This window comes from Roseovarius sp. D0-M9 (assembly GCF_037083805.1).
Classification (GTDB): domain Bacteria; phylum Pseudomonadota; class Alphaproteobacteria; order Rhodobacterales; family Rhodobacteraceae; genus Roseovarius.
Genome location: NZ_JBAPKZ010000019.1, coordinates 57942 through 83229, shown reverse-complemented (window position 1 = coordinate 83229; position 25288 = coordinate 57942). Strand labels below are relative to the sequence as shown.

Annotated in this window: 23 protein-coding genes; 11 read left to right on the top strand and 12 right to left on the bottom strand. The window is 63.5% G+C overall.

From position 1 onward, the window contains the following. Positions 1–168 precede the first annotated feature (168 nt). The gene (locus V8352_RS13320; RefSeq protein WP_336424785.1) at positions 169–852 is read right to left on the bottom strand and encodes a UPF0149 family protein; all 684 of its coding nucleotides are present in this window, start codon (positions 850–852) and stop codon (positions 169–171) included. A 432-nt stretch (positions 853–1284) separates the two neighbouring features. Continuing rightward, entirely contained in the window at positions 1285–2511 is a 1227-nt protein-coding gene (locus tag V8352_RS13315) for a tyrosine-type recombinase/integrase (protein ID WP_336424784.1), read from the bottom strand. Between the two features lie 427 nt (positions 2512–2938). Here V8352_RS13315 and V8352_RS13310 point away from each other — a divergent pair, with 427 nt between their 5' ends. Next, positions 2939–4072 carry an efflux RND transporter periplasmic adaptor subunit gene (locus tag V8352_RS13310; protein ID WP_336424783.1) on the top strand — a complete coding sequence of 378 codons (1134 nt, stop codon included), beginning with the start codon at positions 2939–2941 and terminating at the stop codon, positions 4070–4072. After that, a complete protein-coding gene (locus V8352_RS13305) occupies positions 4069–7143 on the top strand; it encodes an efflux RND transporter permease subunit (protein WP_336424782.1) in 3075 nt (1024 codons plus the stop codon). The genes V8352_RS13310 and V8352_RS13305 overlap by 4 nt, the downstream gene beginning before the upstream one ends. 132 nt (positions 7144–7275) lie before the next feature. On the opposite strand, the gene V8352_RS13300 is transcribed toward V8352_RS13305, so the two are convergent. From V8352_RS13300 to V8352_RS13290, 3 genes are all read right to left on the bottom strand, one after another. Further along, positions 7276–7629: a hypothetical protein gene (locus tag V8352_RS13300; protein ID WP_336424781.1), complete on the bottom strand. Its 354-nt coding sequence runs from the start codon at positions 7627–7629 to the stop codon at positions 7276–7278. A 110-nt stretch (positions 7630–7739) separates the two neighbouring features. Continuing rightward, on the bottom strand, positions 7740–8501 hold the full coding sequence (locus V8352_RS13295; protein WP_336424780.1) for a hypothetical protein: 762 nt from the start codon (positions 8499–8501) through the stop codon (positions 7740–7742). A gap of 256 nt (positions 8502–8757) precedes the next feature. After that, complete coding sequence (locus tag V8352_RS13290; RefSeq protein WP_336424779.1) at positions 8758–9891, bottom strand: polysaccharide biosynthesis/export family protein; 1134 nt, start codon at positions 9889–9891, stop codon at positions 8758–8760. 259 nt (positions 9892–10150) lie between these two features. Here V8352_RS13290 and V8352_RS13285 point away from each other — a divergent pair, with 259 nt between their 5' ends. Then, positions 10151–11128, top strand: coding sequence for an NAD(P)H-dependent glycerol-3-phosphate dehydrogenase (locus V8352_RS13285; protein ID WP_336424778.1), 978 nt, complete (start codon positions 10151–10153; stop codon positions 11126–11128). A gap of 3 nt (positions 11129–11131) precedes the next feature. Here V8352_RS13285 and V8352_RS13280 read toward each other — a convergent pair whose 3' ends face one another. The 5 genes from V8352_RS13280 to V8352_RS13260 all read right to left on the bottom strand — a co-directional run bounded on the left by V8352_RS13280 (position 11132) and on the right by V8352_RS13260 (position 16084). Further along, positions 11132–11737 carry a sugar transferase gene (locus V8352_RS13280; protein WP_336424777.1) on the bottom strand — a complete coding sequence of 202 codons (606 nt, stop codon included), beginning with the start codon at positions 11735–11737 and terminating at the stop codon, positions 11132–11134. Next, positions 11734–12591, bottom strand: coding sequence for an NAD-dependent epimerase/dehydratase family protein (locus V8352_RS13275; protein WP_336424776.1), 858 nt, complete (start codon positions 12589–12591; stop codon positions 11734–11736). The genes V8352_RS13280 and V8352_RS13275 overlap by 4 nt, the downstream gene beginning before the upstream one ends. Positions 12592–12678: 87 nt before the next feature. Further along, positions 12679–13959 carry an ABC transporter substrate-binding protein gene (locus V8352_RS13270; protein ID WP_336424775.1) on the bottom strand — a complete coding sequence of 427 codons (1281 nt, stop codon included), beginning with the start codon at positions 13957–13959 and terminating at the stop codon, positions 12679–12681. A 125-nt stretch (positions 13960–14084) separates the two neighbouring features. Beyond that, complete coding sequence (locus tag V8352_RS13265) at positions 14085–15635, bottom strand: alanine/glycine:cation symporter family protein (protein WP_336424774.1); 1551 nt, start codon at positions 15633–15635, stop codon at positions 14085–14087. An 11-nt stretch (positions 15636–15646) separates the two neighbouring features. Next, positions 15647–16084 carry a universal stress protein gene (locus V8352_RS13260; protein ID WP_336424773.1) on the bottom strand — a complete coding sequence of 146 codons (438 nt, stop codon included), beginning with the start codon at positions 16082–16084 and terminating at the stop codon, positions 15647–15649. Positions 16085–16330: 246 nt separating this feature from the next. On the opposite strand from V8352_RS13260, the gene V8352_RS13255 reads away from it, so the two are divergent. Continuing rightward, on the top strand, positions 16331–17365 hold the full coding sequence (locus V8352_RS13255; protein ID WP_336424772.1) for a succinylglutamate desuccinylase/aspartoacylase family protein: 1035 nt from the start codon (positions 16331–16333) through the stop codon (positions 17363–17365). Positions 17366–17398: 33 nt separating this feature from the next. Here the strand turns inward: V8352_RS13255 and V8352_RS13250 are convergent, their stop codons facing one another. Then, entirely contained in the window at positions 17399–18061 is a 663-nt protein-coding gene (locus tag V8352_RS13250) for a hypothetical protein (protein WP_336424771.1), read from the bottom strand. Between the two features lie 316 nt (positions 18062–18377). Between V8352_RS13250 and V8352_RS13245 the strand changes: the two genes are divergently transcribed. From V8352_RS13245 to dctP, 3 genes are read left to right on the top strand one after another with little or no spacing between them, the layout of a single operon-like run. Then, entirely contained in the window at positions 18378–18887 is a 510-nt protein-coding gene (locus V8352_RS13245; RefSeq protein ID WP_336424770.1) for a TRAP transporter small permease subunit, read from the top strand. Then, a complete protein-coding gene (locus V8352_RS13240) occupies positions 18887–20212 on the top strand; it encodes a TRAP transporter large permease (protein WP_336424769.1) in 1326 nt (441 codons plus the stop codon). The genes V8352_RS13245 and V8352_RS13240 overlap by 1 nt, the downstream gene beginning before the upstream one ends. 24 nt (positions 20213–20236) lie before the next feature. Continuing rightward, a complete protein-coding gene (dctP, locus tag V8352_RS13235; RefSeq protein WP_336424768.1) occupies positions 20237–21316 on the top strand; it encodes a TRAP transporter substrate-binding protein DctP in 1080 nt (359 codons plus the stop codon). A gap of 264 nt (positions 21317–21580) precedes the next feature. On the opposite strand, the gene rpsU is transcribed toward dctP, so the two are convergent. Beyond that, positions 21581–21787 carry a 30S ribosomal protein S21 gene (rpsU, locus tag V8352_RS13230; RefSeq protein ID WP_007118112.1) on the bottom strand — a complete coding sequence of 69 codons (207 nt, stop codon included), beginning with the start codon at positions 21785–21787 and terminating at the stop codon, positions 21581–21583. 105 nt (positions 21788–21892) lie between these two features. On the opposite strand from rpsU, the gene V8352_RS13225 reads away from it, so the two are divergent. Genes V8352_RS13225 through V8352_RS13210 form a run of 4 tightly spaced genes read left to right on the top strand, consistent with a single transcriptional unit; the run spans position 21893 to position 25246 of the window. Continuing rightward, positions 21893–22570: a COQ9 family protein gene (locus V8352_RS13225; protein WP_336424767.1), complete on the top strand. Its 678-nt coding sequence runs from the start codon at positions 21893–21895 to the stop codon at positions 22568–22570. 11 nt (positions 22571–22581) lie between these two features. After that, complete coding sequence (locus tag V8352_RS13220; RefSeq protein WP_336424766.1) at positions 22582–23565, top strand: NAD(P)H-quinone oxidoreductase; 984 nt, start codon at positions 22582–22584, stop codon at positions 23563–23565. Positions 23566–23567: 2 nt separating this feature from the next. Then, positions 23568–24698 carry an exo-alpha-sialidase gene (locus V8352_RS13215; protein WP_336424765.1) on the top strand — a complete coding sequence of 377 codons (1131 nt, stop codon included), beginning with the start codon at positions 23568–23570 and terminating at the stop codon, positions 24696–24698. Further along, positions 24695–25246, top strand: a complete 552-nt coding sequence (locus V8352_RS13210; protein ID WP_336424764.1) for a hypothetical protein — start codon at positions 24695–24697, stop codon at positions 25244–25246. The genes V8352_RS13215 and V8352_RS13210 overlap by 4 nt, the downstream gene beginning before the upstream one ends. Positions 25247–25288 lie beyond the last annotated feature (42 nt).

The window sequence follows — 25288 nt, the reverse complement described above, 5'->3', positions numbered from 1 at the left end:
GGTCGTCCTCCTGAAAGCTGCATGTTTGGCGTCGACAACCAAAACATACGGCGTTTCAGACGGTTACGCTACCTCCGCCGCCTTCTCATGAATTATCCGGGCTAACACGTCCATGTTTCAGTATGTGGCCTGATTTCGATCTCGTTACTCCAAGCCCCCTTAGGCTGCTCAATGTCGGCCGCAGCATTGCTTGTATTTGCGGCCCGAACCACAGCTGCAAGGATCGTTCCGCCCTGGCCGGAAATCCGCCTTGAATGGTATGTCGGGACGATTTGCGGGCTCCCCAAACGCAAGCTCGGGCCGGGACTGGTAGAAAATCGTGGCGACGCAGTTCGGGATCAGATCCGGAGCTTCAAGGTCGATCTCGTCGATTTCGTCAACCGTGAACTTGCTCTGGCCGGTGTAGATATCCTGAAGCGCCATCAGGAAAATCATCGTGGCCCGCGTCTCTTCGTCGGCCTTATCGAGCAGTCGGCTCCAAGCATCCGGTCGCAGCCGCATGGCGCGCGTGAAGCCATCGACCCAAGGTTCCCACAGGACTTTGTCACTATTGGGATCAATCTCGTAGATCGGTTCGACCCAAAGCGAGTCAGATATCGCATCAACGACCGAGTTGTAATGTGCCATCACCGCACCGATGGTCTCCTCGGCGACCTGTTCGTCGGGAAATTCTGCCTCTCCCGTTTCACCCCAGACCTGAGGCAACCACTCCGAGGGTAGGATAATCTCCGGGCAGGCAAGAACACCGACTATGTAGCCATCAAGTTCGCTGAGCGTCATGGGCATGTTCTCGGCGGGCAGCACATGAAGCAGCGCGCTAAGTCGATCGAGACCTTGATCGGACTGGTCCATGGATGTCTCCCGATGATGTTAAGAGATTTCTAATCTGCGAAACGCCAAGTCGCAATCTGGGCAATGCCAGCTTTAAACTGGGACTGGAAGATCGCTGCGCAGACTCGAAGTGTCCGCAGTGGGCCGGGAACGTCGATGCTGTGGCATCTATGCATGGGCGGAGCTGGACCTTCGCTACAAGCGTGAAAGTTTACTTTGCGATTGGTCATCCGTTGAGATCAAGAGAAACCGCCGTGAGCCAAGGTAGCGTTTATATCAAGCCTCATAGTCCTCCCACCAGCAGGCTTTCAGCTGCGTGATGGTCTTGGCGGACCGGCCCTTACCATTTGGGCTCAGCAGCGCCTCCAATGGGGCTTCCACCTTTCTCTTGATCACATGCGCCAGCGCAGCCTCGGCCAGAAGAAGCTTTGGATTGGCGCGTTTGAGTGAATTTTAACTGCGCAACTGAACCACGTCGCCCGCCGCCTCGCCGGTGACAAACCGGCCCCACCGTTCCATGAGCGCGCGGCGCTGGTCGAGAAGGTCTGACCGGGCATAGCTGCGCTCGATCTTGCTGCCGACGATATGCGCGAGTGCTGTCTCAGCCACATCGAAAGGCGCCGCGTTCGTGTCCTGTATCCATGAGCGAAACGACGTGCGGAAACCATGCGGGCGCCCGGCCTCCCCCAGCCGGCCCAGCACCTTCGTCAACGCCTGCACGCTCACATAGCCGACGCGGGGGCTTGGAAAGAGATAGTCGTTGCGCGCGTGCGCACGGCATTGCTCCAGCACATCGAGGGCGGCGCGTGACAGCGGCACGCGGAAGTCTTTGACCTTGCCGCGCTTCCCCTTGATGCGATCCGCTGGCACGGTCCACACATCGCCGTCAATCTCATCGAATTGTGCCCCGCGCGCGGACATGCCGCGTGTCGCGGTCAGGATCGACCAGCGCAGCGCCAAGTGCGACGGATGCGGACCCGCGATACGCTCGAAAAGCGCCGGCACGTCCTGCCATGGCGTCGCGGCGATAGGTGTCTCTTCGTGATCGTGATGCCCGAGCATGTGCCGGGCCGCGTCACAGATGAAGGGATCTACGTCATGGCCCATGTACCGGGCTTGTTTGAACACGATGCGCAGCCGATAAAGCGCCTTGTCGGCGGTTTCGTGTTTCGTGCGCCAGATCGGAGCGAGGACGTCATGAATGTCGCGTTGATGGATCGTGGACATGCGCCGCGCGCCGATCTTGGGTATGACATGCACGCGCAGGGGCGAAAGCCAGCGCCCGCGCGTCCCATCACCGCGCAACTGACCTTTCCGCGCCTCAAAAACTGTGTCGATCATTTCAGCGAGAGTTGGATCGTCTCGATCGAGGGACGCGACCTCTTCATCCTTGATGCGCTGTCGCTCGCTGATCGGATCCAGCCCGTCTTGCAGGACCGCTGCCCAGCGGGCTCGGGCACGGCGCGCGTCGGCAAGCGTGACGTCAGGCATTGAGCCCAATCCCATTTCTCTGCGCCTGCCCGAAAATGAATACCGGAATATCCATTTCCCGCCGCTGCCCGTCCTGTTGAGAATGAGGCCGCCGCCGTCTTGCAGCTTGTCGCCCGGAATCGCGGACTTGATCTTCAGTGCCGTCAGTTTGTTCTGGCCCGCCATCCAGCCCCCCAGGTAGCCCCCCAATGAAGGGTGCGCTTTGGTGAAACGATATGAGACACGCTGATACACGTCACTGACACAATGAGCAAAATAAACAGGAGTATGAGAACATCATGATACACCATGATACATGTAGCGGGTGCCCTTCACCCGCACCACTTTGTTTCATTGGCGACTTGGGGTTGATACGCTGCGGTCGACCGTCACGCGTCATCGTCCGATACACAAACCAGCGCCCGCAAGAGATATTTGCGCGGCTGGCGTTTGGCAATTCGGTAGATTCTGCGGCGCAGCAGATCGAGGGATGCAGCCTTGTGGCCGAATTCCCTCTTCGCCCTATGTCCCACGCTGGCATATCAACTCCGCTGCGCTGCGGCTGAATGCCGCGCACCTGCAATGCGCCGATCCGGCGGGACGGGGCGTTAGACGCCAAAGAGGGGACGCAGTTATTTTGAGGAATGGCATTAAATTCATTCTCGGCCTTTGTATCATCGGCGCATTGGGTGTGGCCGGTGTCTTTGGCACGGGTGCGCTGCTTTCGATGCGCGCGCCTGACGGGGGCGAGGATGATCAGCGCCCCGCAACGCCCGTCGACGTCGCTCAGCCTGTCGTGCGCGACATCGAGGATGCCGTGACTGCCGTCGGCACGCTCAGGCCGGTGCGGTCGGTGGAGCTGGTGCCGGACGCACCGGGCCGTGTCACCGAAGTGCCTGTCACCTCTGGCCAGCATGTCGAGGAAGGCGCGCTTTTGATCCAGCTTGACGATCGCGCGGCGCGTGCCGCCCTGTCGGAGGCCGAGGCGACCTTGGCCGAGGCGCGCCAGGAACGCGACCGCGTCGAAGAACTGGCCAATAGCAATGTCGCCGCCGGGGCCCGGCTGGAAGGTGCGCGGGCGACGTTTCTGCGCGCCGAGGCTGCGGCGATGGACGCCCGCGCCGATTTGCAGGATCGGGCCATAATGGCGCCCTTTGCGGGAACGCTGGGCGTTTTCGACATCGAGCCGGGAACGTATCTGGACGGCAGCGCGCCCGTGACACGCCTGTCGGATCTCACCTCCGTCGAAGTGGCCATTTCGCTGCCCGAGCGGTATTTCGAGCGTGTGGCACCCGGCCAGACCCTTATCGTGACGACTCCCGCCTATCCCGGTGAGACCTTCGAGGGCGAGGTGACGATCCGCGCGAGCGAGGTCGATCTCGGTTCGCGCAGCTTTGCCTTGCGCGCCGAAATCGCCAACCCGGAGGGCCGTCTCGTCGGCGGGATGTTCGCCAATTCTCGCCTGATCTTCGGTGTGTCCGAAGGGCTGGCCATTCCCGACGACGCCATCATTAGTGAGGGGCTGACCACCTACGTCTACAGGGTCGAAGACGGCGCCGCCGCGCGGACCGAGATCGAGGTGGGCAGATCGCTCGGCCCGCTGACCGAGGTGCGCGAGGGGCTGAGCGCCGAGGACCGCGTGGTTGTCGCTGGCTGGGATCAGCTCTCGGACGGCGCGCCTGTCGAAGTGGCCGAGACGATCGACGGGGTCGGCGAGTCTGGCGACGGTCAGGACGCCTCGGAGGGCGCGGCCACGGAGGCCACGCAATGACATTACCCGATCTCAGCATCCGCCGCCCCGTTCTGGCCACGGTGATGTCGATCCTGATCATCGTCATGGGAATCGCGGGCCTGTCACGTATGCCCGTGCGCGAGTTGCCCGATACCACGACCGCCGAGGTCACCGTGACGGTCGACTACATCGGCGCCGGCCCTGCTGTCGTCGATAGCGAGCTTGCCACCGTGGTCGAGGGCGCGATTTCGACCGTTGCTGGTATCGACCGCATTTCCACCGAGTCCGAGCTGGGTGGCCTGCGCTCTGTCATCACCTTCTTGCAGGACCGCGACGTGGATCAGGCCGCCTCGGACGTGCGCGCCGCGGTCGAGGCCGTCGCCGGACAACTGCCCGAAGAGGCGGAAGAGCCGCGTGTGGAAAAGAACGACAGCCAAGGCGATCCGATCCTATGGATGACCATGACATCCGATGTCATGTCCGCCTCCGAGCTGACGGATTATGCCGACCGTTTCGTCATCGACCGGCTCGAGACGCTCTCGGGCGTGGCCGCTGCGCAGATCTATGGCGACAGGCCCTATGCGATGCGCGTCTGGCTCGATCCGGATGCGATGGCCGCGCGGGGCGTCACCGCCACCAAGATCGCAGACGCACTGCGTGACAACAACCTCGAACTGCCCGCAGGCGAGATCGAAAGCACATCGCGCACCTATCTTTTGCGCACCGAAACGCGCCTGAGCAGCGTCGAGGAGTTCTCGGATCTGATCGTCAGAACGTCGCCCGAAGGCCGTGTGACGCTAGGTGATGTGGCCAATGTCGAGATCGGCACCGAGTCGGACGACAGCACCTTTCGCTCGAACAGCGAAACGGCCATCGGCATCGGCGTCTTGCGGCAATCATCGGCAAACACGCTGTCCATCTCGACCGCAGTGCAGGCCGAGGTGGAGGATATCCGCGCCGGACTGCCCGGCGGCACCAATCTGAATGTGACATCGGACGACGCGGATTTCATTCGCAATTCCATCCGGCAAGTGCTGACGACACTGGCGATTTCCGTGGTGATCGTGGTCGCGGTGATCTATCTTTTTCTCACCTCGGTCCGGGCGACGATCGTGCCGACGGTCACCATCCCCATCGCGCTGATCGGTGCCTGTGCGGGCATCGCGGTGGCAGGGTTTTCGATCAACATTCTCACGCTCTTCGCGCTCATCCTCGCCATCGGGCTGGTGGTCGATGACGCCATCGTCGTGCTCGAAAACATTGGCCGCCGCATCGAGCGGGGGGAGGACCCATCAGAGGCGGCGCGCGCCGGTGCAAATCAGGTGTTCTTTGCCGTCATTTCGACGTCGGCCGTGCTGATCTCGGTCTTTGTGCCGCTGTCGTTTCTCGAAGGTGAGATCGGCAAGCTCTTTCGCGAATTCGGGGCGACGCTCGCCATCGCCGTGGCGCTTTCGACCTTCGTGGCGCTGTCGCTCTGCCCTGTGATCGCCAGCCGCGTGCTGAAGAAAAGCGAGGACAAGGGCCGCTTCGAGCGTCTGGTGCAGACCGCGACCGAGCGTTTGTCGCGCGGCTATCGCAGCCTTCTGACCCGCGCCATCGGTATGCCCGTGCTGGTGCTGGGCATCGCGGCGGCGCTCTCGGGCATGTCCTGGACGCTGTATCAGCAACTGCCGTCGCAGTTGACGCCGGACGAGGATCGCGGCCTCTTTTTCGTCTCGGTTCAGGCGCCAGCCGGATCGGCGCTGGGCCTCACGGATGCGGCGGTGGCCGAGATCGAGGATCTGATCGCCCCCTATCGCGACGAGGGCGTCGTCGATGACGTGATCGCCATCGTCGGCCAATATGGTGAGGCGGGCCGGGCCTTCGTGGTCGCCACCATGACGCCTTGGGGCGAGCGCGACATGGGCCCGCGCGATGTCATCGCCGAACTGCGACCCGAGTTCGCCAAGCTGACAGGTGCCAGCGTGCGCAGTTTCGCGCCCTCGGGCCTCGATGCGGGCGGCAGCTCGGGCCTCGAGGTCATCGTGACGGCCCCCAGCTTTGAGGAGGCGGCCGATTATTCGGGCCAGATGGTCGAGCGTCTGCGCGCCAATTCCGATATCATCGGTGTGCGCCGCGACTACGAGATCAATACCCCCGGCTACGACATCAGCGTGAACCGTGCCATGGCGCGCGAGATTGGCGTCGACACCCGCGCTATCTCGGACGCGGTGCGCACGTTTTTCGCCTCAGCCGAAGTGACGGAATTCATCTCGCGTGATCGCCAGTATCCTGTGATCCTGCAAGCCCCGGACGAGCGGCGCGCCGATGCCGCTGACTTGCGCGGCATAAATGTGCGGGCTGAAAACGGTGAGTTGGTGCCGCTCGACGGTCTTGTCACGCTCGAGCGGCGCGCGTCGGTGCGCGCCTACAACCGCTTCAACCGCCAGCCCTCGGTCGAAATTTCCGCCTCGCTGGCCGAAGGTGTCGATCTGGGGTCTGCCATCGCCACGGTCGAGCGGATTGCCGAAGATCTGCCCAACCAGATGCAGATTTCCTATTCAGGTCAGGCCGAGCGCTTTCAGACCACGTCGGGGGGCATCGCCATCACCTTTGCGCTGGCGCTCCTCGTGGTGTTCCTTGTGCTCGCTGCCCAATTCGAGAGTTTCATCCAGCCGGTCATCATCTTGCTGTCGGTGCCACTTGCCGTGGCCGGGGCGCTGCTGACGCTGCTGGCGGTCGGTGAGGCGGTGAACATCTATACGCAGGTGGGGATGGTCATGCTGATTGGGCTCATGGCCAAGAACGGCATCCTGATCGTCGAATTCGCCAATCAACTGCGCGAGGAAGGATATGAAATCCGCGAGGCCGTGATCGAGGCCGCGACGGTGCGTTTGCGCCCGATCCTGATGACGGTGATGTCCACTGTCCTCGGGGCGGTGCCGCTGGTGCTGTCGACCGGTGCGGGCGCGGCCAGCCGCTATTCCATCGGTCTGGTCATCATCGGCGGGTTTCTGGCTGCGTCGATCCTGACGCTGTTCCTGACGCCGGTTCTCTACGACCTGCTCCAATGGGAGCGCGATGGAGCCAAGGACAAGGCCAAGAACGAGGGCGGCCAGCCCGCAACCTGAGGGATGCGGGGCTTCGCTGTGTGCCGCGGCATTCCATGCCACAGGGCGCAATAAAACCCGCCCAGGCAGGACCGGACGGGGAATTTCATCTGGATGCGGGGCAGGGGAAATGGCCCCTACGGCTTGGTTCTGTCAATCGTCCCAGACAGGCATGCTCAGCACGTCCGCCTCGTCATCGAGGACAACCGCGCTGCCGTCGAAGGTGAAATGGGCCAGCGGGATCACCCGTTCCTCGCGCCCATAGTCAGCCACGCCATCCTCGAATTCGACAACCAGCGCCTCAGCGACGTCCATGCTCGCGCCGACGACGTTCTCGACTTCGCCGATCTCGCGCCCGGACGTGTCAAACACATCGAGATCGCCCGCTATGTCTGCACTGATTCCAAGGCCGGGCAGCATCGTGCCGTCGCTCACCTCATACATCGGCGTGTCGGCCAGCGCCGGAGCCGCAAGAAATCCCGCTATTGCCAGAGATAGAATGCGCATGTCTGACCTTTCAAATTTATTCCTAAGGATATCAGAAAGTCAAAACGCCTTAGCGCGCGCGATTGTTCCCCCCTTGAAGGCCGTCAATATGTCGCAGCTCAGCGCAGTTTTCAGCCGCAATACTCTGACCATCGCCGATAGCCCTGCGGGCTCTGCCGGTCGCCCGGATACGTCGGATCGAGCGCGGTGCCAAAGAGGTCGCGATCCTCATATCGCAGCGGCCCTTTGGGCGGCACGATGGGCTTGCGTCGGCCATTCGGGCGGGCGCGATCGGTCTTGAGGAATGAATAGGTGACAGGCGGCGCATCCGCGTGCTGGAACTGGCAAATCAGCTGGTCCTCGATCCGCGGTCTGCGCACCTCTCTTTGGCCCAGCCGCTCCAGATCGATCAGATGGCCCGCCTTGGTGCCGAGGCTGCGGGTTTCGAACGTCAGCGGCGCGTCCAGATCCAGAAGGCGCGTCTGCGCGCCGGGGCCGAAGAGATCCTCTTCGCCTTGCCAGCCCAGCCCGATGTGAAAGCGTACCGTATAGCTGCCCGGCGGCACCAGCACCCTGAAGAAATCGCCGCCCTTGATATAGGCGCCAAGGGCGTCTTCGCCCGTCTCGGCATCGCTGAGCGTTAGATAGTAGTCCTGCCCGGCGGATGTCTTGACCTGAAGCGGAAAGACAGCGGGCAGGCCGGTGCGGTTCCACATCAGGCCGGTGGTCTGATCGCTTGGTTCGGTGGCGCTTTGCCCGCTGGCGCTCGGCGCGGTATCGGCAAATGCGGTCACCGGCACCGCCCCAAGCGATAGTCCAAGCGCCAAGAGGGCGGGCCATGCCCCAAGTCGACCACAGGTGCGCGCCACCATGCCTGCCCCCGCAGATCGCATATGCGGGGCTTTGCCCGATACTTTGCACGGCATTTCTCGTGTCATCGCATGGTTCGCTGATCTGGGGCGGTCATCACATACGCCAGTATCCCGGCACGAGCCGGTCCTGTCCAATCAAAGTTGCGATAGGCCCCAGCGCTAGATCTGAACGGGGCCGCGACGTGACGCATCCTTCGGGCCAGAGGGCACGGGAAATCCGCCTGGTATGTCGAGCCCACAAAACAGGGCGAAAGGCACGCGCAGGGCGCGGCCGTTCTCAGTAATTGTCGACTGCGCTGACCACGCCAAAGACCGAACCGACGAGGCCCAGCACCGTGCGGACCGATGTGACGGCGGATTCGGTCGCCAGCACGGTATCCTCGGGCTGCACATGAAAATTGCGCGCGGCAAAAAGGCCGTCCGCACTGGTCATGTCGAACGCGAAAATCACCTGCGGCTTGGACGGGCCGGAGCCGTCTGCGCGCAGCGCTGCCGGCTCGTAGTCGCGCAGCACCAGAACCCCCTTGGGGTTGGCGCGGCTTTCGGACAGGCCCCCGATCAGCGACATCGCCTCAAGCGCGGTGATTTCCTCTTGGTCAAAGCGGATCAACTCCTCGGCGCCGGTCGCGCCCAAAGCGGTGAAATAGCGTTGATCTTCGATCACGACGACACTGTCGCCGCCCCGCAGCGTGATGTTGTGCGATGCATCGGCAAAGAGGCGTTCGGCGCGGATGCTGTATGTCTGGCCAGCCCGCTGCAACTGAACCAGCGGGTTGCGCATCGTGGGCGCGATACCGCCGCCCTGAGCGATCAGGCTGAGGATCTTGTAGTTGCGATCTGCCATCGGATAGCTGCCCGGTGCGGAGACGCCCGATACCAGATCGACCGAATTGTTCGCACCCGGTTTCAGCTCCAGCTGGACCTGCGCGGATGGCACGATCGAGTTGAGGCGGTTTTGCAACTCCCGCCGCGCCTGCGCCGGGGTCTGCCCGTTCACGACCACCTCGTCGAGATAAGGCACAAAGATCGACCCCGAGGGCGAGACGGTGAGGCCCGGCATGTCGACGGATTTGACGTCTTGCTGGGTAAGCAGCGAATTGTCCTGATTGTCCCAGATCGCAAGGCTGAGGGTATCGCCGGGACGGATGATGGCGCTCTGCGGGCCATTCGACGCCGCCGGCCATACATAATTGGAATTCGTGCCCGTCTCGGGCCAGCCTGCGACGGCTGCGGCATTGACACGTCCGACGCGCACGACCTGGTAGGTCGGGCTTTCGGCTCTCTCTTCCTTGATGATTTCCGAGGTGAGCGCGGCGCCGCGTGGCAGGGAGCATGCGGCAACGGACATGGTGGCAAGGCACAGGGCAGTCCATTTCAGACAGTTCAAAATGATCTTCCTGGTCTGGCTCACGCGTCTTGCCCCCCGGTCAGTCGCATCGCGCCCATCGGGTGGCCGCGCCTCCATCTACATGGTCCGCGCCCCGCGAGACAACCTGTAAAGTAGCGCCCGTGCCCCGGAGTGGCGACCGCGCCGCAATTCGCCGGGCGCGAAACAGGCGGCCCAGCCGCCGGGTGCCCCGCAGGGGCTTGCCTTGGCCCGTTTGCCCATGGCCCGCAGCGCCGGCGCGCGTTAGGCTGCGCAAAACCGAGTTACACCCTGCGAGGCCAGCATGAATGAAAAAACGGTCGTCATCGGCGGCGGTGCCTGGGGCACGGCGCTGGCTTGTGTGTCGGTGCGGGCGGGGCGGGACACGGCGCTGCTGTGCCGCGACGCGGCTCTGGCGCGCGCCCTCAGCACTCAGGGGACCAATCCGCGCTACCTGCCCGGTATTGCCCTGTCAGAGCGCATCGACGCGGGCACCGACCCCGCCGTGCTGGCTGAGGCGGATATCGTGATTCTTGCCTTGCCCGCGCAAAGCCTGCGCGGCGCATTGCCTGCACTGGCGCCGCATATTCCCAAGGGGGCGGTTCTGGTCAACACGGCCAAGGGAATCGAACTGGCGACGGGCCTCACCCTCAGCCGCGCCGTGGCCGAGATCTGCCCCGATCACGCCCAGGCCGTGCTGTCGGGCCCCAGCTTTGCCACGGACGTGGCGGCGGGCAAGCCAACTGCGGTGACACTGGCCGCACGGACCGAGGTCGAGGCGCTGGTGCTGTGCCGTGCGCTCGGCTCGGACACGTTCCGCGCCTATGCCAGCGCCGATATCGCCGGGGTCGAGACGGGCGGCGCGCTCAAGAACGTCTATGCCATCGCCGCCGGGATCGTCATCGGCCTCGACTATGGCGAGAGCGCCAAGGCCGCGCTCATCACGCGCGCGTTCGTCGAATTGCGCCGCCTCGGTGCCGCGATGGGCGGTCAGGAGCAGACGTATATGGGCCTGTCGGGCTTTGGCGATCTGATGCTGAGTTGCGCATCGGCGCAATCGCGCAATTTCGGCTATGGCGTGGCGTTGGGCCGGGGCGAGGATCTGGAGGGGCGGCCCTTGGCCGAGGGCGCGGCGACGGTTCATATCGCCGCCCGCATCGCTGCAGAGCAGGGCATCGACGCGCCGATCCTGCAAATGACGCGCCGGCTTCTGGACGGCGAGGTCACTCCGCCAGGGGCGGTGCAAGCGCTGCTGGCGCGGCCCCTGAAGGAGGAGTTCTGAAGGCTATCTGAGCCGTTTGAACACCGTCTTGAGCATGATTTCCCAGTCGTAGCAAAACGAGCGATTGCGCTGATAGATGAGGTCGATCCGCGCCTTGCGTGGCACGCAGCGCGCGGCATAGACGCGGTCGGTCTCGTCGGCATCCTTGCAGCGCGACAGCAGGTATTCCTCATGCTGGTGAAAATAGAGCGTCGCGAGGCCGGTGATGCCGGGCCTTGATTTCAGCACCTTGGCGTAAGTCTCGGGAAACCGCTCCACATAGCTGCGCAGGGGCGGGCGCGGGCCGACGAGGCTGATATCGCCCTTCAGCACGTTCCAGATCTGCGGCAACTCGTCCAGCCGCTTGGCCCGCAGCATTGCGCCCGTGCGCGTCAGCCGCGCCGACTTGTCCCCGCCCGATACGCCGCTGTCATCGGGTGCAGGCAGCATGGTGCGAAACTTGATGAGGCCGAAGGCCTTGGTCGGCGTCTTCATCCGCTCGGCCACGTAAAAGACGGGCCGCCCGTCCCGAATCAGGATCAGCGCCGCCACCCACAGGGTCAGCGGCAAAAGGACGGTGCCCAGCACGATGGCAGAGATGAAGTCGAAAAACCGTTTGAAAGGGGTCATGGCGCATCCCTCAGTCGGTGCCATTCAGCCACCATCTGGGGCGCTGTCGCAGCCTGCGGCGGAAATGCGTGCAGCGTGGCAAGTGCGCCGCAGTCCAGCGTGACGGTCTGCACGGCCTCGGGCGGGGCCGGGCGCATCCGGTAGGGTGTATCCGACGCCTCCAGCAGGGATTGCATGGCGACCGGCGCAGGCGCCCCGATGTTGAGCGTCTCAGGCAGGCCGGGCCCGGCCTCCAGCAACGTCTCCAGCACCCCGGCCAGCGTGGCGGGGCCGATATAGCTGCGCAATGGTCCGTGGCCGTCTGCGAAACGATCAAGCATTAGCGGAGCCTGGGCTTTTGCGCGTGCGGCATTCAGCATCAGCGCATCCGCGCCCAGAACATTGCCGATGCGCAGGGCACAGACGGCAGGTGCGCCGCTCTGCACCGCCGCCTCTGCCGCCAGCTTGGCCTTGCCATAAGGGCTGGTGGGGGCGGGGCGATCGTCCTCGCGATAGGGGCGGCTAAGGGCCGTGCCATAGACGGCCGAGCTGGAGGCCAGCAGCATGTGCGCTGCACCCATCTGCGCCGCCGCTGCCTGGCAGGCGCGCGCGATCTCCACGTTTTGCGCCATGTCCGCGCGCGCATCCACGCCGGGGCCGGGCGTGACGCCTGCCAGCACCAGCAACCGGTCGAACGGGCCATGCGCGGCCAGCGCGCCGGGGCCATCGCTGGCGTCCCAGGTGATATCGCCGCCCTGCCGTGCCTGATACGTCAGAGCCATGCCGCGCGGCGGCGCCGCCCGCCAATGGCGGCGCAGCATGCGCCCGACACGGCCCGTGCCGCCGATCACCAAAACTTTCAGATCGTCGCTCAAACCAGCCTCTCCGCGCGTGCTACACTGCTTCTTTAAACGCTTTGGCGGCAGTTTCCAGTGGCCTGCGCCGCCCTTCGGCTTGTCAGGTTAACCCGAGAACGCCCAGCCACCATTGGCCAGGCGCTGCTCCCACAGCTGCCCCAGATCCGACATCTCGGCTCGGAGCAGGTCGCCGTGCCGGTCCAGCCACGCGGGGATCGAGCCGAATTCGGTGATGCGCGCCTTGCCGGCCTGCACCGTAACCACGGGCCAATCGCCCACCAGAGCGTTGGAGATGCCGAACATTTCGTCGCCCCACCACTGCGCCGGGCCAAAGGCGTGGGTGACCTGCCCCAGCTGCTTCATCGCGGCCAGAACCGAGGCAGGCGCGAGGCTTCCGGCCTTTTCGACGGCGGCCTGCCATATTTCCAATGTCGCGACATATTCCCAGCTCACCGCGCTCCAGCTATCGGGGAAACGGCGATTGTATTCCTCGAAGAAGATGTCTGGCTGGTTAAAGAAGAATGCCTTTTCCCGCAGCATCGGATCGTCGAAATCGGGAAACTGAAAGACGGTGCCTTCCATGAACTCGGCCGAGGTGCGCGCCACGAGGGCGGGATAATTGTCCAGCGTGCAGGACAGGATCTGGCCGCGATACCCGCGCGCGAAGGCATATTCCGTCATCGCGTGGACCATCGGCGCATAGCTCGTTGACCAGCAGAGGATGTCGGGATCGCTCTCCAGCATGGCGTCGACGATGGGCGCGGGGTCCGTCTGCTCGGGCGGGTATTGCACCTCCTTGGTCACCGAAATTCCCGCCGCCTTGAATGCCGCGCGATAGCTTGCCAGCGATGGCAGCCCCAGCGCATCGGTCTGGCTGCATATCGCCGCCCGGCGCAGGTCGGGCCGGGCGCGCCCCAGCCAATCGACGCCTGTTACCATATAGATCGGATGCAGTTCGCTCGGCGCGATCAGCCAAGGTGTATCAGGACTCAGATCCGACGGCAGAAGCGTCGAGGTCAGCACCTTGGAGCGCATCAGGAAGTCGCGCACGGGCGTAAAGGTATCGCCGCCCAGCATCATCAGCAGCGAAACCTCATGCCGCTGCACCATTTGGCGCGCGCCCTCCATCGAATGCTCGGGATCATAGCGGCAATCGAAGGCGTGGATGCGCACGGGATGGCGCTGCCCATCCACCAGAAGCCCGCCCGCCTTGTTCAGCCAATCCTCCCAGATCCGCGCGCCGTTGAGGCCCGGCAGACCCCAGCTTTCGACACGGCCGCTGAGCGGTCCGAGAAACCCGATATTGACCGGCGCGCGCGTGCCTGCATCGAGGCGCGGCAGCGCGCTGCGCACGGCAAGGCGATGGGCGAAACTGCTTTGTGTCATAAGCGCAAACCTATCACCGCCACCGCCTTTACGCACAAGGTCTTTCATTGTTCTTCAAATACTCAAACGAAAACACCCGCGCCAAAACGCGGGTGCTCTCATGTCTGGTCGGAACGGCACAGATCTCAGTGAGCGTATTCCTTGATCTCGCCCGAACGCAGACGCGCCGCATAGCCATTGAGCTCTCGCCGCACCAGCCTCATCAGGAAGTAAAGCGCAAAGATGTTGACCACCGCCATGGCAAAGATCGCCGCATCCGAGAAATCGATGACGGGGCCCAGGCTGGCTGCGGCGCCGATCACGATAAAGACGCAGAAGATGATCTTGAAGGTCAGCTCCGACGTCTTGCCTTCGCCAAAGAGGTAGGTCCACGCCTTGAGGCCATAATAGCTCCAGGAAATCATGGTCGAGAAGGCAAAGAGCACGACCGCGATGGCAAGCACGTAAGGGAACCAGCCGATGACCGATCCGAATGCGGCCGATGTCAGCGCGACGCCGCTGGTGTCTCCGACCGTCGAGATCGCCGTGCCCGCCTCGTTCAGCACGAAAAGGCCGGTGGCCGGGTCCGTGATCAGCTGGCCCGAGATGATGATGACCAGCGCAGTCATCGTGCAGATGACAACGGTGTCGATCAGCGGCTCCAGCAGCGATACGAAGCCTTCGGTGATCGGCTCCTTTGTGCGCACCGCCGCATGGGCGATGGCCGCCGAGCCGACGCCCGCCTCATTGGAAAACGCCGCCCGCTTGAAGCCTTGGATCAGCGCGCCGACAAAGCCGCCCGCCACGCCGAGGCCCGTGAACGCGCCCTCGAAGATCTGACCGAAGGCGGTGCCGATCTGGTCGTAGTTGGCCAGAATGATGACCAGCGCCGCACCCACGTACAGGACGCCCATGAACGGCACGACCTTTTCCGTGACCCGCGCGATCGACTTGATGCCGCCGACGATCACGGCGAACACGACAACCGCAAAGATGATGCCGGTGATCCACCCGGGATACTCCCCAATGATGCCGGAAATCTGCGCGTGCGCCTGATTGGCCTGGAACATGTTGCCACCCCCCAGCGCACCGAGGATGCAGAAGATCGAGAACATGACGGCCAGAAAGCCGCCGCCGGGCAGCCCCAGTTCGGCAAAGCCCTTCTTCATGTAGTACATCGGGCCGCCCGACACGGTGCCATCGGGATATTCATTGCGGTATTTGACCGCGAGCGTGCATTCGGTGAATTTCGACGCCATGCCCAGAAGGCCGGCGAGGATCATCCAGAAGGTCGCACCGGGGCCGCCGATACCGATTGCCACCGCGACGCCCGCAATATTGCCAAGGCCCACAGTGCCCGAGAGTGCGGTAGTCAGCGCCTGAAAGTGACTGACCTCGCCTGCGTCATTCGGGTCTGCATAATCCCCCTTGACCAGCTTGATCGCGTGGCCAAAAAACCGAAGCTGCACAAAGCCGAAATAGAAGGTGAAGATCGTTGCGCCGACCACCAGCCACATCACGATCCAGGGGAAGGCGGTGCCGGGGATGGGGGCAAAGATCAGGTTGACGAAAGGGCCCGTCGCATTGGCGAAGGCCGCGTTGACCCTGTCGTCCAGCGATATGGCCTCCTGGGCCATTGCACCGGCCGGGGCGGCGGTGGCAGCAATGGCGAAAAGGGCTTGTTGGAAAAATCTCATGTCTATTCCCCTTAGCTGACGACGGTGACGGGCACGGTCGAGCTCATCACGAGGTTTGAGGTGGAACTCCCGAAGAACCGCTTGGCAAAGCCGCCCTCCGAGGTGCGCGCGACGATGATCTGGTCGGCCCCCTTTTCATTGGAAATGGCGATCAGCGCATCCGAGACATCACCATGTCGCACCAGCCCATGCGCCTTCAGCCCGGCCTCTTGAATGAGGTGGACGGCCGGATTGACAACACGCTCCATCGCGGTGTCGATCTCCTCTTCGCGGCGCTTGTGGCGCAGCTCGTTTTCTTCGGCTGTCTGGAACGAGAAGGGCGACCATTCGACGATGTACGCCACGATCAACTCGCTATCTCCGATCAGTTCGGCGAGGCGGCGCGCATGTGCAAGCGCCCTCTCGCCCGTGGGGTGGCCATCAAGGCCCACCACCAGTTTCGTTGTCATTGTCCCATCTCCCTGTTTTTTTATTGAGTCACCGCAGTCGTCGTCCGGGTCCGAAAGGGCGCGCTTGCACGCGCATCCTTCGGGGGCAAAATTGCGGCAGCGACGGATCGTAACAGATATTTATCAAACGCCATCATGATTTGTGATGCGCGCGGCGCCGCGCGGCCACGCTGGACCGGCGTTCAAGTGGACAGGGGGGCGAATTGCGCATATCGCCATGCAGACTTGCCACAAGGAGGCGCGCCCATGCCGACATCCCAGCCGTTCGAAATCGCCGGTCACAGCATCGCCCCCGGCACGCGCCGCACCGTGGACATTCCCGTCTCGACCCTGTCGGACCACACGCCTGTCAACCTGTCGGCGCATGTGGTGCACGGGCGCAGGCCCGGCCCGGTGATGTTCGTCTCGGCGGCCATTCATGGCGACGAGGTGATCGGCGTCGAGATCGTGCGCCGCCTGCTGCGCGCCGCGCCTCTGAGGGGTCTGGCGGGCACGCTGCTTGCGGTGCCCATCGTCAACACCTACGGGTTCTTGAACAACGCACGCTACCTGCCTGACCGGCGCGATCTCAATCGCTGCTTTCCGGGCGGTGCCGAAGGGTCGATGGCCTCGCGGCTGGCCGATATTTTCATGCGCGAGATCGTGCAGCGGGCAGAGATCGGCATCGACCTGCACTCCGCCGCGGTCCACCGCACCAACCTGCCGCAGATCCGCCTGACGCCCGGCAATGACCGGCTGGCGGCGCTGGGCCGTGCCTTTGGCGCGCCGGTGATGCTGAACTCCAAGCTGCGCGAGGGATCGCTCCGCATGGCCGCTGAGGAGGCGGGCGTCGATGTGCTGCTGTTCGAGGGCGGCGAGGGGCTGCGCTTTGACGAGCTTGCTGCGCGCTCGGGGCTGGCGGGCGTGCTGCGGGTGATGCAATCCTTGGGCATGGTCGCGCAAAAAGGCGTGCCACGCGCCCGCGCGGCCACCGTCATGTGCAGCGCCTCGCACTGGTTTCGGGCGCCGGCGGGGGGGCTGTTCCGCGGGTATCGCGCGACGGGGGACGCCGTCGATGAGGGCACCGTGCTGGGCGCGATCACCGATCCCTTTGGCGAAGTCGAATCTGAAGTCATCTGCGACGAGGCGGGGATCGTGATCGGGCGCACCAACATGCCGGTCGTCTACGAGGGCGAGGCGCTGTTTCACATCGCCAGCACCAAGCGGGGCGAGTTCGCAGCCGATGGTGTGGTCGCCCAGATGGATGCAGCGCCCCTCTTTGACGAGGATGAAATCCTTTAGCGACTTTGGCGCGGGGCGGCTGGCCGTGCTGGGCTAGCGCGTCTTGGACGGGTTCTGCGGCAAGAGAAAGATCGAGACGATCAGCAGGCTGAAGATAAACTCGTACACCTCCCATTTGCGGTCTGCGTCCAGCACGGCGATGATGATGCTGGCGACAAGGGCAATGGCCGCATGCTTGAGCCATGGCACGGGCACCGCCATCCGGTCCGCCAGCCGCGCGATGCGCCCGCCTTTGGGATAGATCAGCGGCAGCGCGACCAGATAAAGCAGGATGCAGATCGTCAGGACCGGACCAAAGAGCGATTTGGTCAGATGCACGTCGCCCACCATCAGATTGTGCAGGTTCGTCTCGTCCTGCTTGTTGTTCTCAAGAAAGAACTCCCCCGAGTCCCAGCCGATGATGCGCTGCCCCCACGAGATTTCCTCGCCTGCCGCAAAGAAGAACAAAAGGCCGTAAAGCGCCGTCAACAGCGCGGCGCCCCGGCGCCCCTGCCGCCAGAGGGACAAGGCGTGGCTGGCCATGACGCCGCTGGCAACCAGCAAAAGCACTGCGGTGCCATACTCGACTGGACCGTCTTCTCTGGCAAAGCTGAGCGTGAAATATTCCGGCGCGACGAATGCAAGGATCACGGTGGCGATCAGCACGGCGACGATGGTGGCCATCAGTGCGATGTCAACTTGGCGAATGGGGGTCATGATACGCACCTTTCGGCAATTTTGGGGTCGGCACCGCAGATGGCAAGCCAGCGCGCCGCAGGCTGCATCCGATACGACAGCGGCCGCAGGGCATCAAGGTAAAACACGAGCCCGCGCGATGTGCCGCTTGCCCATACGTTACTTGCCCGAGGCGTGGCCGGGATAGTCTTGCAATCAGTTCTCGAAACCATAAGGTGGGGTTATCACAGCAGATGCGCTGCCTAAGGGGGGGCACGCATCGCGGTCATTTTCGGTGGGGCACGCTGCCCCTCATTTGGCCGACACGCTGCATCGGAGGGAACAACATGGACCAGACATGCACAGTGTAATCCGCGTCATCGACGCCCTGAACGAGGCGGTTGGCCGCATTGTCGCCGTTGTCGCCATCATCTTCGCCGGTATCATCATCTATGACGTGGTCATGCGGTATGCCCTCGGCAGTCCAACGCGCTGGTCATTTGATGTGTCCAAGCAGCTCTTTGGCTTCTATTTCGTCATGCTGGGCGCCTACGCGCTGCGCCACAAGGCGCATGTGCGGGTCGACATCGTGACCGAGAATTTCAGCCGCACATGGCAGCGCATCATCGACGTGCTGGGGTATGCGATCTTCTTTTTCCCATTCACCTATGTCTTTACGACCAAATCCTGGGATTTCGCGATGACGTCATGGAATCAGGGCGAGACGACGTATGGCGCGATCCAGATGCCGGTCTATCCGCTCAAGATCGCCATGGCTGTCGCGGCGGGCCTTCTGTTGATCCAAGGCATCGCTGAGGTGCTCAAGATCATCCTCGACGTCGATACCACATCCGAAGAGGCCATCTGATGAATCCCGAACTGATTGCACTTCTCATGTTCGGCCTGCTGATTTCGGGCCTCTTTATGGGTCATCCGCTGGCCTTCGTTCTGGGCGGCACCGCCGTTCTGACGGCTGTGATCACCGGCAAGACGATGGTGCTGGGGATCGTCATCAGCCGGGTCTTTGGTGACGTTCTGGACAATTACACGCTGATTGCGATCCCGCTTTTCGTTCTCATGGCGAGGTTCTTGTCAGATTCGGGGGTGACCGACCGAATGTTCGAGGCGCTGCGCCTGCTTTTGAGCAATGTGCGCGGCGGCCTCGCTCTGGCGGTTGTCTTTATCTCGATCCTGCTGGCGGCGACCACCGGCATCATCGGCGCGTCGATCACCGTGATGGGCGTGATGGCGCTGCGCCCCATGCTGCAATATGGATACGCGCCCACCCTGACCACGGGCGTCATCGCCGCGTCGGGCTGCCTTGGCATCCTCATTCCGCCATCCATCATGCTGATTCTCATGGCCAGCTATTCGCCCCTGACGGTGGGCGATCTCTTTGCCGGGTCGATGATCCCCGGTGTCCTGCTGGGCCTGAGCTATGCGGTCTATGTCTATGTCATCTCGGTCTTTCGCCCCGATCTGGCCCCAGCAGTCGCGCAGGACGAAAAGATCAGCCGTCCCGCCCTCTTGCGGATGCTGGCGGTCGAGGCGCTGCCGCCTCTTGTGCTGATCTTCGGCATCCTCGGCTCGCTTCTGGCGGGGATCGCCACGGCGACCGAGGCATCGGCCATCGGTGCGGGTCTTGCCCTGCTGATCGTGATCATACGCAATAAATTCACATGGCGCACCTTCTACAGCGCCATGCTCGAGACGGGCCGCACCTCCGCGATGATTCTCTTCATCGTCATTGGCGCCACCGCCTTTACCGGCGTCTTCAACATCACCGGTGGGCTGAGGGCCACGCAGGAGATCATCCGCGGCCTCGATATGGAGCCTTGGATGCTCATCACCATGATGATGTTCATCGTCTTCATCCTCGGGGCGTTCCTCGACTGGACGGGCATCGTGCTGCTCTCCTTCCCGATCTTCCTGCCCATCGTGCAGGAAATGCCGGAGGTCAGCCTGCTGTGGTTCGTCGTCCTGATGGCGGTCGTGCTGCAAACCTCGTTCCTGACCCCGCCATTCGGATACGCCCTTTTCTACTTACGCGCCATCGCACCCAAGGAGGTGCGCACCGGCCACATCATTCGCGGCGTCCTGCCCTTTATCGGGCTGATCGTCGCGATGTGCATCCTCGTTGCCGCCTTCCCGCCCATCGTGGAATGGCTGCCGAGCGCACTTTACGGAAGCTGAAGCCACCAACCAGGGAGAGAAAATATGACCAAACTCACATTCATGGCTGCTGCCGCCAGCGCCGCGTTCGCGGGGCAGGCGATGGCACAGGAAAGCTGGACCATGACCACCACATGGCCCTCGTCGCTCGAGCTGATCGAGACGGACAAGCACTTCGTCGATCTGGCCAACAAGCTGACGCAAGGCGAGCTGACCATCGAATTCTTCGAGGGCGGATCGCTCGTCCCGGCGGGCGAGGTCTTTGGCGCGGTCGAGAGCGGCACCGTTCAGGCGGGCGCCGACTGGCCGGGCTATTGGGCAGGACGCGATGCGGCCTTCTCGCCGCTGGCGACCACGCCGTCGCTCTTCAACGCGGTCGATTACGCCAACTGGATCCTGGAATGGGGCGGCGCCGAGATCTATGACGAGATCTACGGCCAGTTCGGCATGGTATATCTGCCCTACGGCATCACCAACAACGAATCGGGCTTCCGCACGAACGAGCCGATCCGCAACCTCGAAGACCTCGAGGGCAAGCGCCTGCGCCTGTCGGGCCTCGAGCAGGGCAGACTGCTGGAGCGTCTGGGCGGCAATCAGGTGTCCATGGCGGGCGGCGAGATCTATCAGTCGCTCGAGCGCGGCGTGATCGATGGTGCTGAATTCTCGACACCCAACGTGGACTGGTCGGGCGGCTTTCAGCAGGTTACCGATTATTGGGCGACACCGGGTTGGCACCAGTCGGCCTCGGTCTTTGGCGTGATGATCAACAAGGCAAGCTGGGACGCGCTGAGCCCGGAAACTCAGGAAAAACTGCAGATCGCGGCAGACGCCACGATGATGTGGTCGCTGGCCTTCACCGAAAAGCGCGCGACCGAAGCCTACGCCAAGTTCGAAGAAGAGGTCGAGATCACGCGCTACGACGACGAGACGCTGGAGCAAGTCCAGCAGATGGCCAACGAGGTCATCGTCGAAGTGGCCTGCGAGAACCCCAACTCGGCCAAGGTCTATGTGTCGATGCTGGAGTACCTCGACGACTACGCCCAATGGCGCGACGCCTCGGCCCCCTTCAATTTGGGCCGGACACCGAACGGGCCTGACGTGCAGGAGATCAAGGACTGCATGTAAGCCGGTTTGCGGTTAGAGTTGAAAGATGGAGGGCCCCCGCCGAAAGGTGGGGGCTTTTTTCGTTTATACTAACTAGATGGTTTTCCTTTCTTCTCCATCTCTCACTTCATGATTTTGAACTGTGCGATAGATGTTTGATACTACGAAAATCCTAGTTCAGATTGATGAACAATTTCCCCACACAAACAAAAAACCCCCGAAGCCAACGCTCGGGGGTCCTTCAATTCTCATACGTGTCGGTCAAAACCGCACTAAAGCGATGACTTACATCATCCCTTCGCGCTGGGCTTTCTTCCGGGCCAGTTTACGGGCACGGCGAATCGCCTCGGCCTTCTCGCGCGCTTTTTTCTCGGACGGCTTCTCGAAATGTTGCTTGAGCTTCATTTCCCGAAACACGCCTTCGCGCTGCAGTTTCTTCTTCAGGGCACGGAGCGCCTGATCGACATTGTTGTCGCGAACACTAACCTGCATGTGGTGTCACCACCTTCCTAGTTAAAGTTGCAATAGATTGCAGGAAGCGCGTCTATAGCAAAGCGCGCGCTATATGTCTAGGGTGGACCTGAGCAGGAGAAGATCATGCAAAACACCGACATCATCGCCAGAATGCTGGACGCGGCCGCCGCACATGTGCCCTTCGACGGGTGGAGCCATGCGGCATTCGCCGCCTCGGCCCGCGACGCTGGGATCGACCCCGCCGTTGCCCGCGCCGCCCTGCCGCGCGGCGCCGTGGACCTTGCGCTGGCCTATCACGCGGCGGGCGACCGCGCCATGCTGGACCGTCTCGAGGCCGAAGACCTCAGCCAGATGCGCTTTACCGATCGCGTCAAGGCCGCCGTGCGCTGGCGCATCGAGGCGGGCGACCGCGAGATGGTGCGCCGCGGCACGACCCTCTTTGCGCTGCCGCAGCACGCCGCCGACGGCGCGCGCGCGATCTGGGGCACCACCGATCACATCTGGACCGCGCTGGGGGATACCTCGGACGATTACAACTGGTACACCAAGCGCGCGACGCTGTCGGGTGTCTATGGCTCGACCGTGCTCTATTGGCTGGGTGATGACAGTCTGGACGCCGCCGCCACGTGGGAGTTTCTGGACCGCCGCATCGAGGATGTGATGCAGATCGAGAAGATGAAGGCCAAGGCGAATGACAGCAAGATCGCCAGCGCGCTGATGGCCGGCCCGATGAAGGTGCTGAGCCATCTGCGCGCGCCCAAGAGGCAGGCGGACATGCCCGGCCGCTGGACCCGAGACTGAAGGACAAGACCATGAGCGACATGATGCAAGCCGTCGAGATTTCCCGGCACGGCGGCCCCGAGGTGCTGACACGCGTGCCCCGCGAACGGCCGCGCCCCCGCGCGGGCGAGGTGCTGATCCGCGTAGCCTACGCAGGCGTCAACCGACCCGACATCTCGCAGCGCATGGGCAACTACGCGCCGCCTCCGGGGGCCAGCGATCTGCCGGGGCTGGAGGCTTCGGGCGAAATCGCGGCACTGGGCGATGGCGTCACGGGGCTGGCGGTGGGTGACAAGGTGTGCGCCCTTCTGCCCGGTGGCGGCTATGCCGAATACGTGCGCACCCCCGCCGCGCATTGCCTGCCCATCCCCCAGGGCATGGATATGGCCGAGGCCGCCTGCCTGCCTGAGAATTACTTTACCGTCTGGACCAATGTGTTCATGCGCGGCGGTCTCGAGGCGGGCGAGCGTTTTCTGGTGCATGGCGGCTCGTCCGGGATCGGCACGACGGCGATTCAGCTAGCCCACGTCATGGGCGCGCGCGTCTTTGCCACCGCAGGCAGCGCCGAGAAATGCTCCAAATGCGCCGAGCTCGGCGCCGAGCGCGCGATCAACTACCGCGAGGAGGATTTCGTCGAGATTCTTAAGGCCGAGGGCGGCGCGAACCTGATCCTCGACATGGTTGGCGGCGACTACATCCCGCGCAACGTCAAGGCGCTGGCCAATGATGGCAGGCTGGTGCAGATCGCCTTTCTTGGCGGCCCCAAAGTCGAGCTGAACTTTGCCCAGGTCATGATGCGCCGCCTCACGATCACCGGAAGCACCCTGCGGCCCCAGAGCGATCTGGCCAAGGCCCGGATTGCGGAGGCGCTGCACCGCGAGGTCTGGCCGCTGCTCGAGGCCGGGCGCGTGGGCGTGGTCATGGACAGCACCTATGCGCTGGCGGATGTGGCCAAGGCGCATGAACGGATGGAAAGCAGCGCCCATATCGGCAAGATCGTCCTGAAGGTCGGCTAAAGGTGGCCCTCGCCGCCATGCATATCTCCGTGCCGATCGCCGTTCTGGCGCTTGGCGCGCTCAGTCTTTGCCTCAGCGCCTGGGCCATCCGCCGTGACGTTCCCCTGATGTGGGAATGGGCCGTGCCCGCGCCCATGGAGAGGGGTGGCGCGCCGGTCTTTGCGACGGTGCTGGACCACACGCCCGAGACGGGCATCGCCCATTCCCCCAGCATCATCCTGAAGGATCAGGGAATGAGCGTTCTGTGGTTCGCCGGCTCGCAAGAGGCGCAGGCGGATGTGGATGTGGTCGGCGTCGACATCACGCCCGATGGCGCGGCCTCGCCCATCACGCCCCGTCTGACCAGCGCCGCGCTGGCCGAGGCATTTGAGCCGCGCCAGCTGGTTGTGACGCTGGGCAACACGGTGCAGCGGGACGGGGCCAAGGATACGCTTTACACCACTGCCGTTTCGGTGGGCGGCTGGGCCATGGCTTCGGTCGCTGAGGTGCAAATGGCGCCGGAGGGGCCTGTGCACGCGCGCAAGCTGGACCTTTCGCCATTGCTCAACCGCTCGTTTCTGGTGAAGTCGCCGATGGTGGCCTATGCCGATGGCAGCCACGCCTTGCCTGCCTATTTCGAGATGGGCAGCACATATGGCGCGCTGGTGCGACTGGACGGGCAGCGGCGCGTGCGCGACATGCGCCGCATGACCGGGCCGATGAAGGCGATCCAGCCCATGATCGTGCCACTGGATGCGGCGCGCGCCGTGGCCTTTCTGCGCAACTTCGACAGCGGTGGGCAGCGGCTGCTGATCAGCCGCACAGGCGACGGCGGCCGCACCTGGGAGGCTGTGCGCGAGACACCTATGCCCAACCCAAGCGCGCCAGTGGCGGCGCTGGGGATTGGCGGTGATGCGATCCTGATGGCGGTCAACGACGATGCGGGCGATGGTGGCATCCTCAATCTGGTACTCAGCGAGGATGGTGGCGCGACGTGGCGGCATCTGCGCACGCTCGAGGCGGGCGGCGGCGATGCGCGCTATCCGATGATGCGTGCGCTGCCGGATGGGCGTATCGCGCTCGCCTACAGCGTGGCGGGCAAGAAAGGCATTCGCGCGCATCTGTTCAACCTCGCCTGGGCGCTTGGGACATGAGCGGGATGCTGACAGTTCTTTGGCTGGCCTCACTGGTCGGCTGGCTGGCATGGCTGCTGCTGGGCCTTGGGATGCAGGCGCAGATGGCAGTGCCGCTGGGCCTTGTCGCCGGGGTGGCTCTGGCGGTGGTCTTGCGCGATGCACTTCCGCTGCGGGGCGTTGTGGCGCTGCTGGGACCGGTGGGGGCGGTGCTGCCCTTTGTCATCCTGCGCCAGATGGCGGCGAATTTGGGCGTGCCAGTGCAGCCTTTCGGCACTCTGGAGCTGGTGGTGTTTCTGGCGCTCTACGTGGCCTTCCTCGCCTCGGCGGCGGGGGCCGTGCCGGTGGATATGTATCGGCTGGGGTATGCGCCGATCCCGGTGGCGGTGCTGGTGCTTGCACTTTGTGCCTATGGCCTGGGGCAGGGGATGCTCTTTGTGCCGCTTCTGGCGGTGACGGCACAGGTCATGTGGGTGATGGGCTGGGGCAGCAGCAACTATCTTGACCACGTGCTGCATCCCGCGCTGGTGCCTGCGGTGGCGGTGGTTCTGGTGCTGCGGCTTTTTTGACGGGCGCAAGCTGTGCCGGGAGGGGGGCAGGCCGCTGGCCCG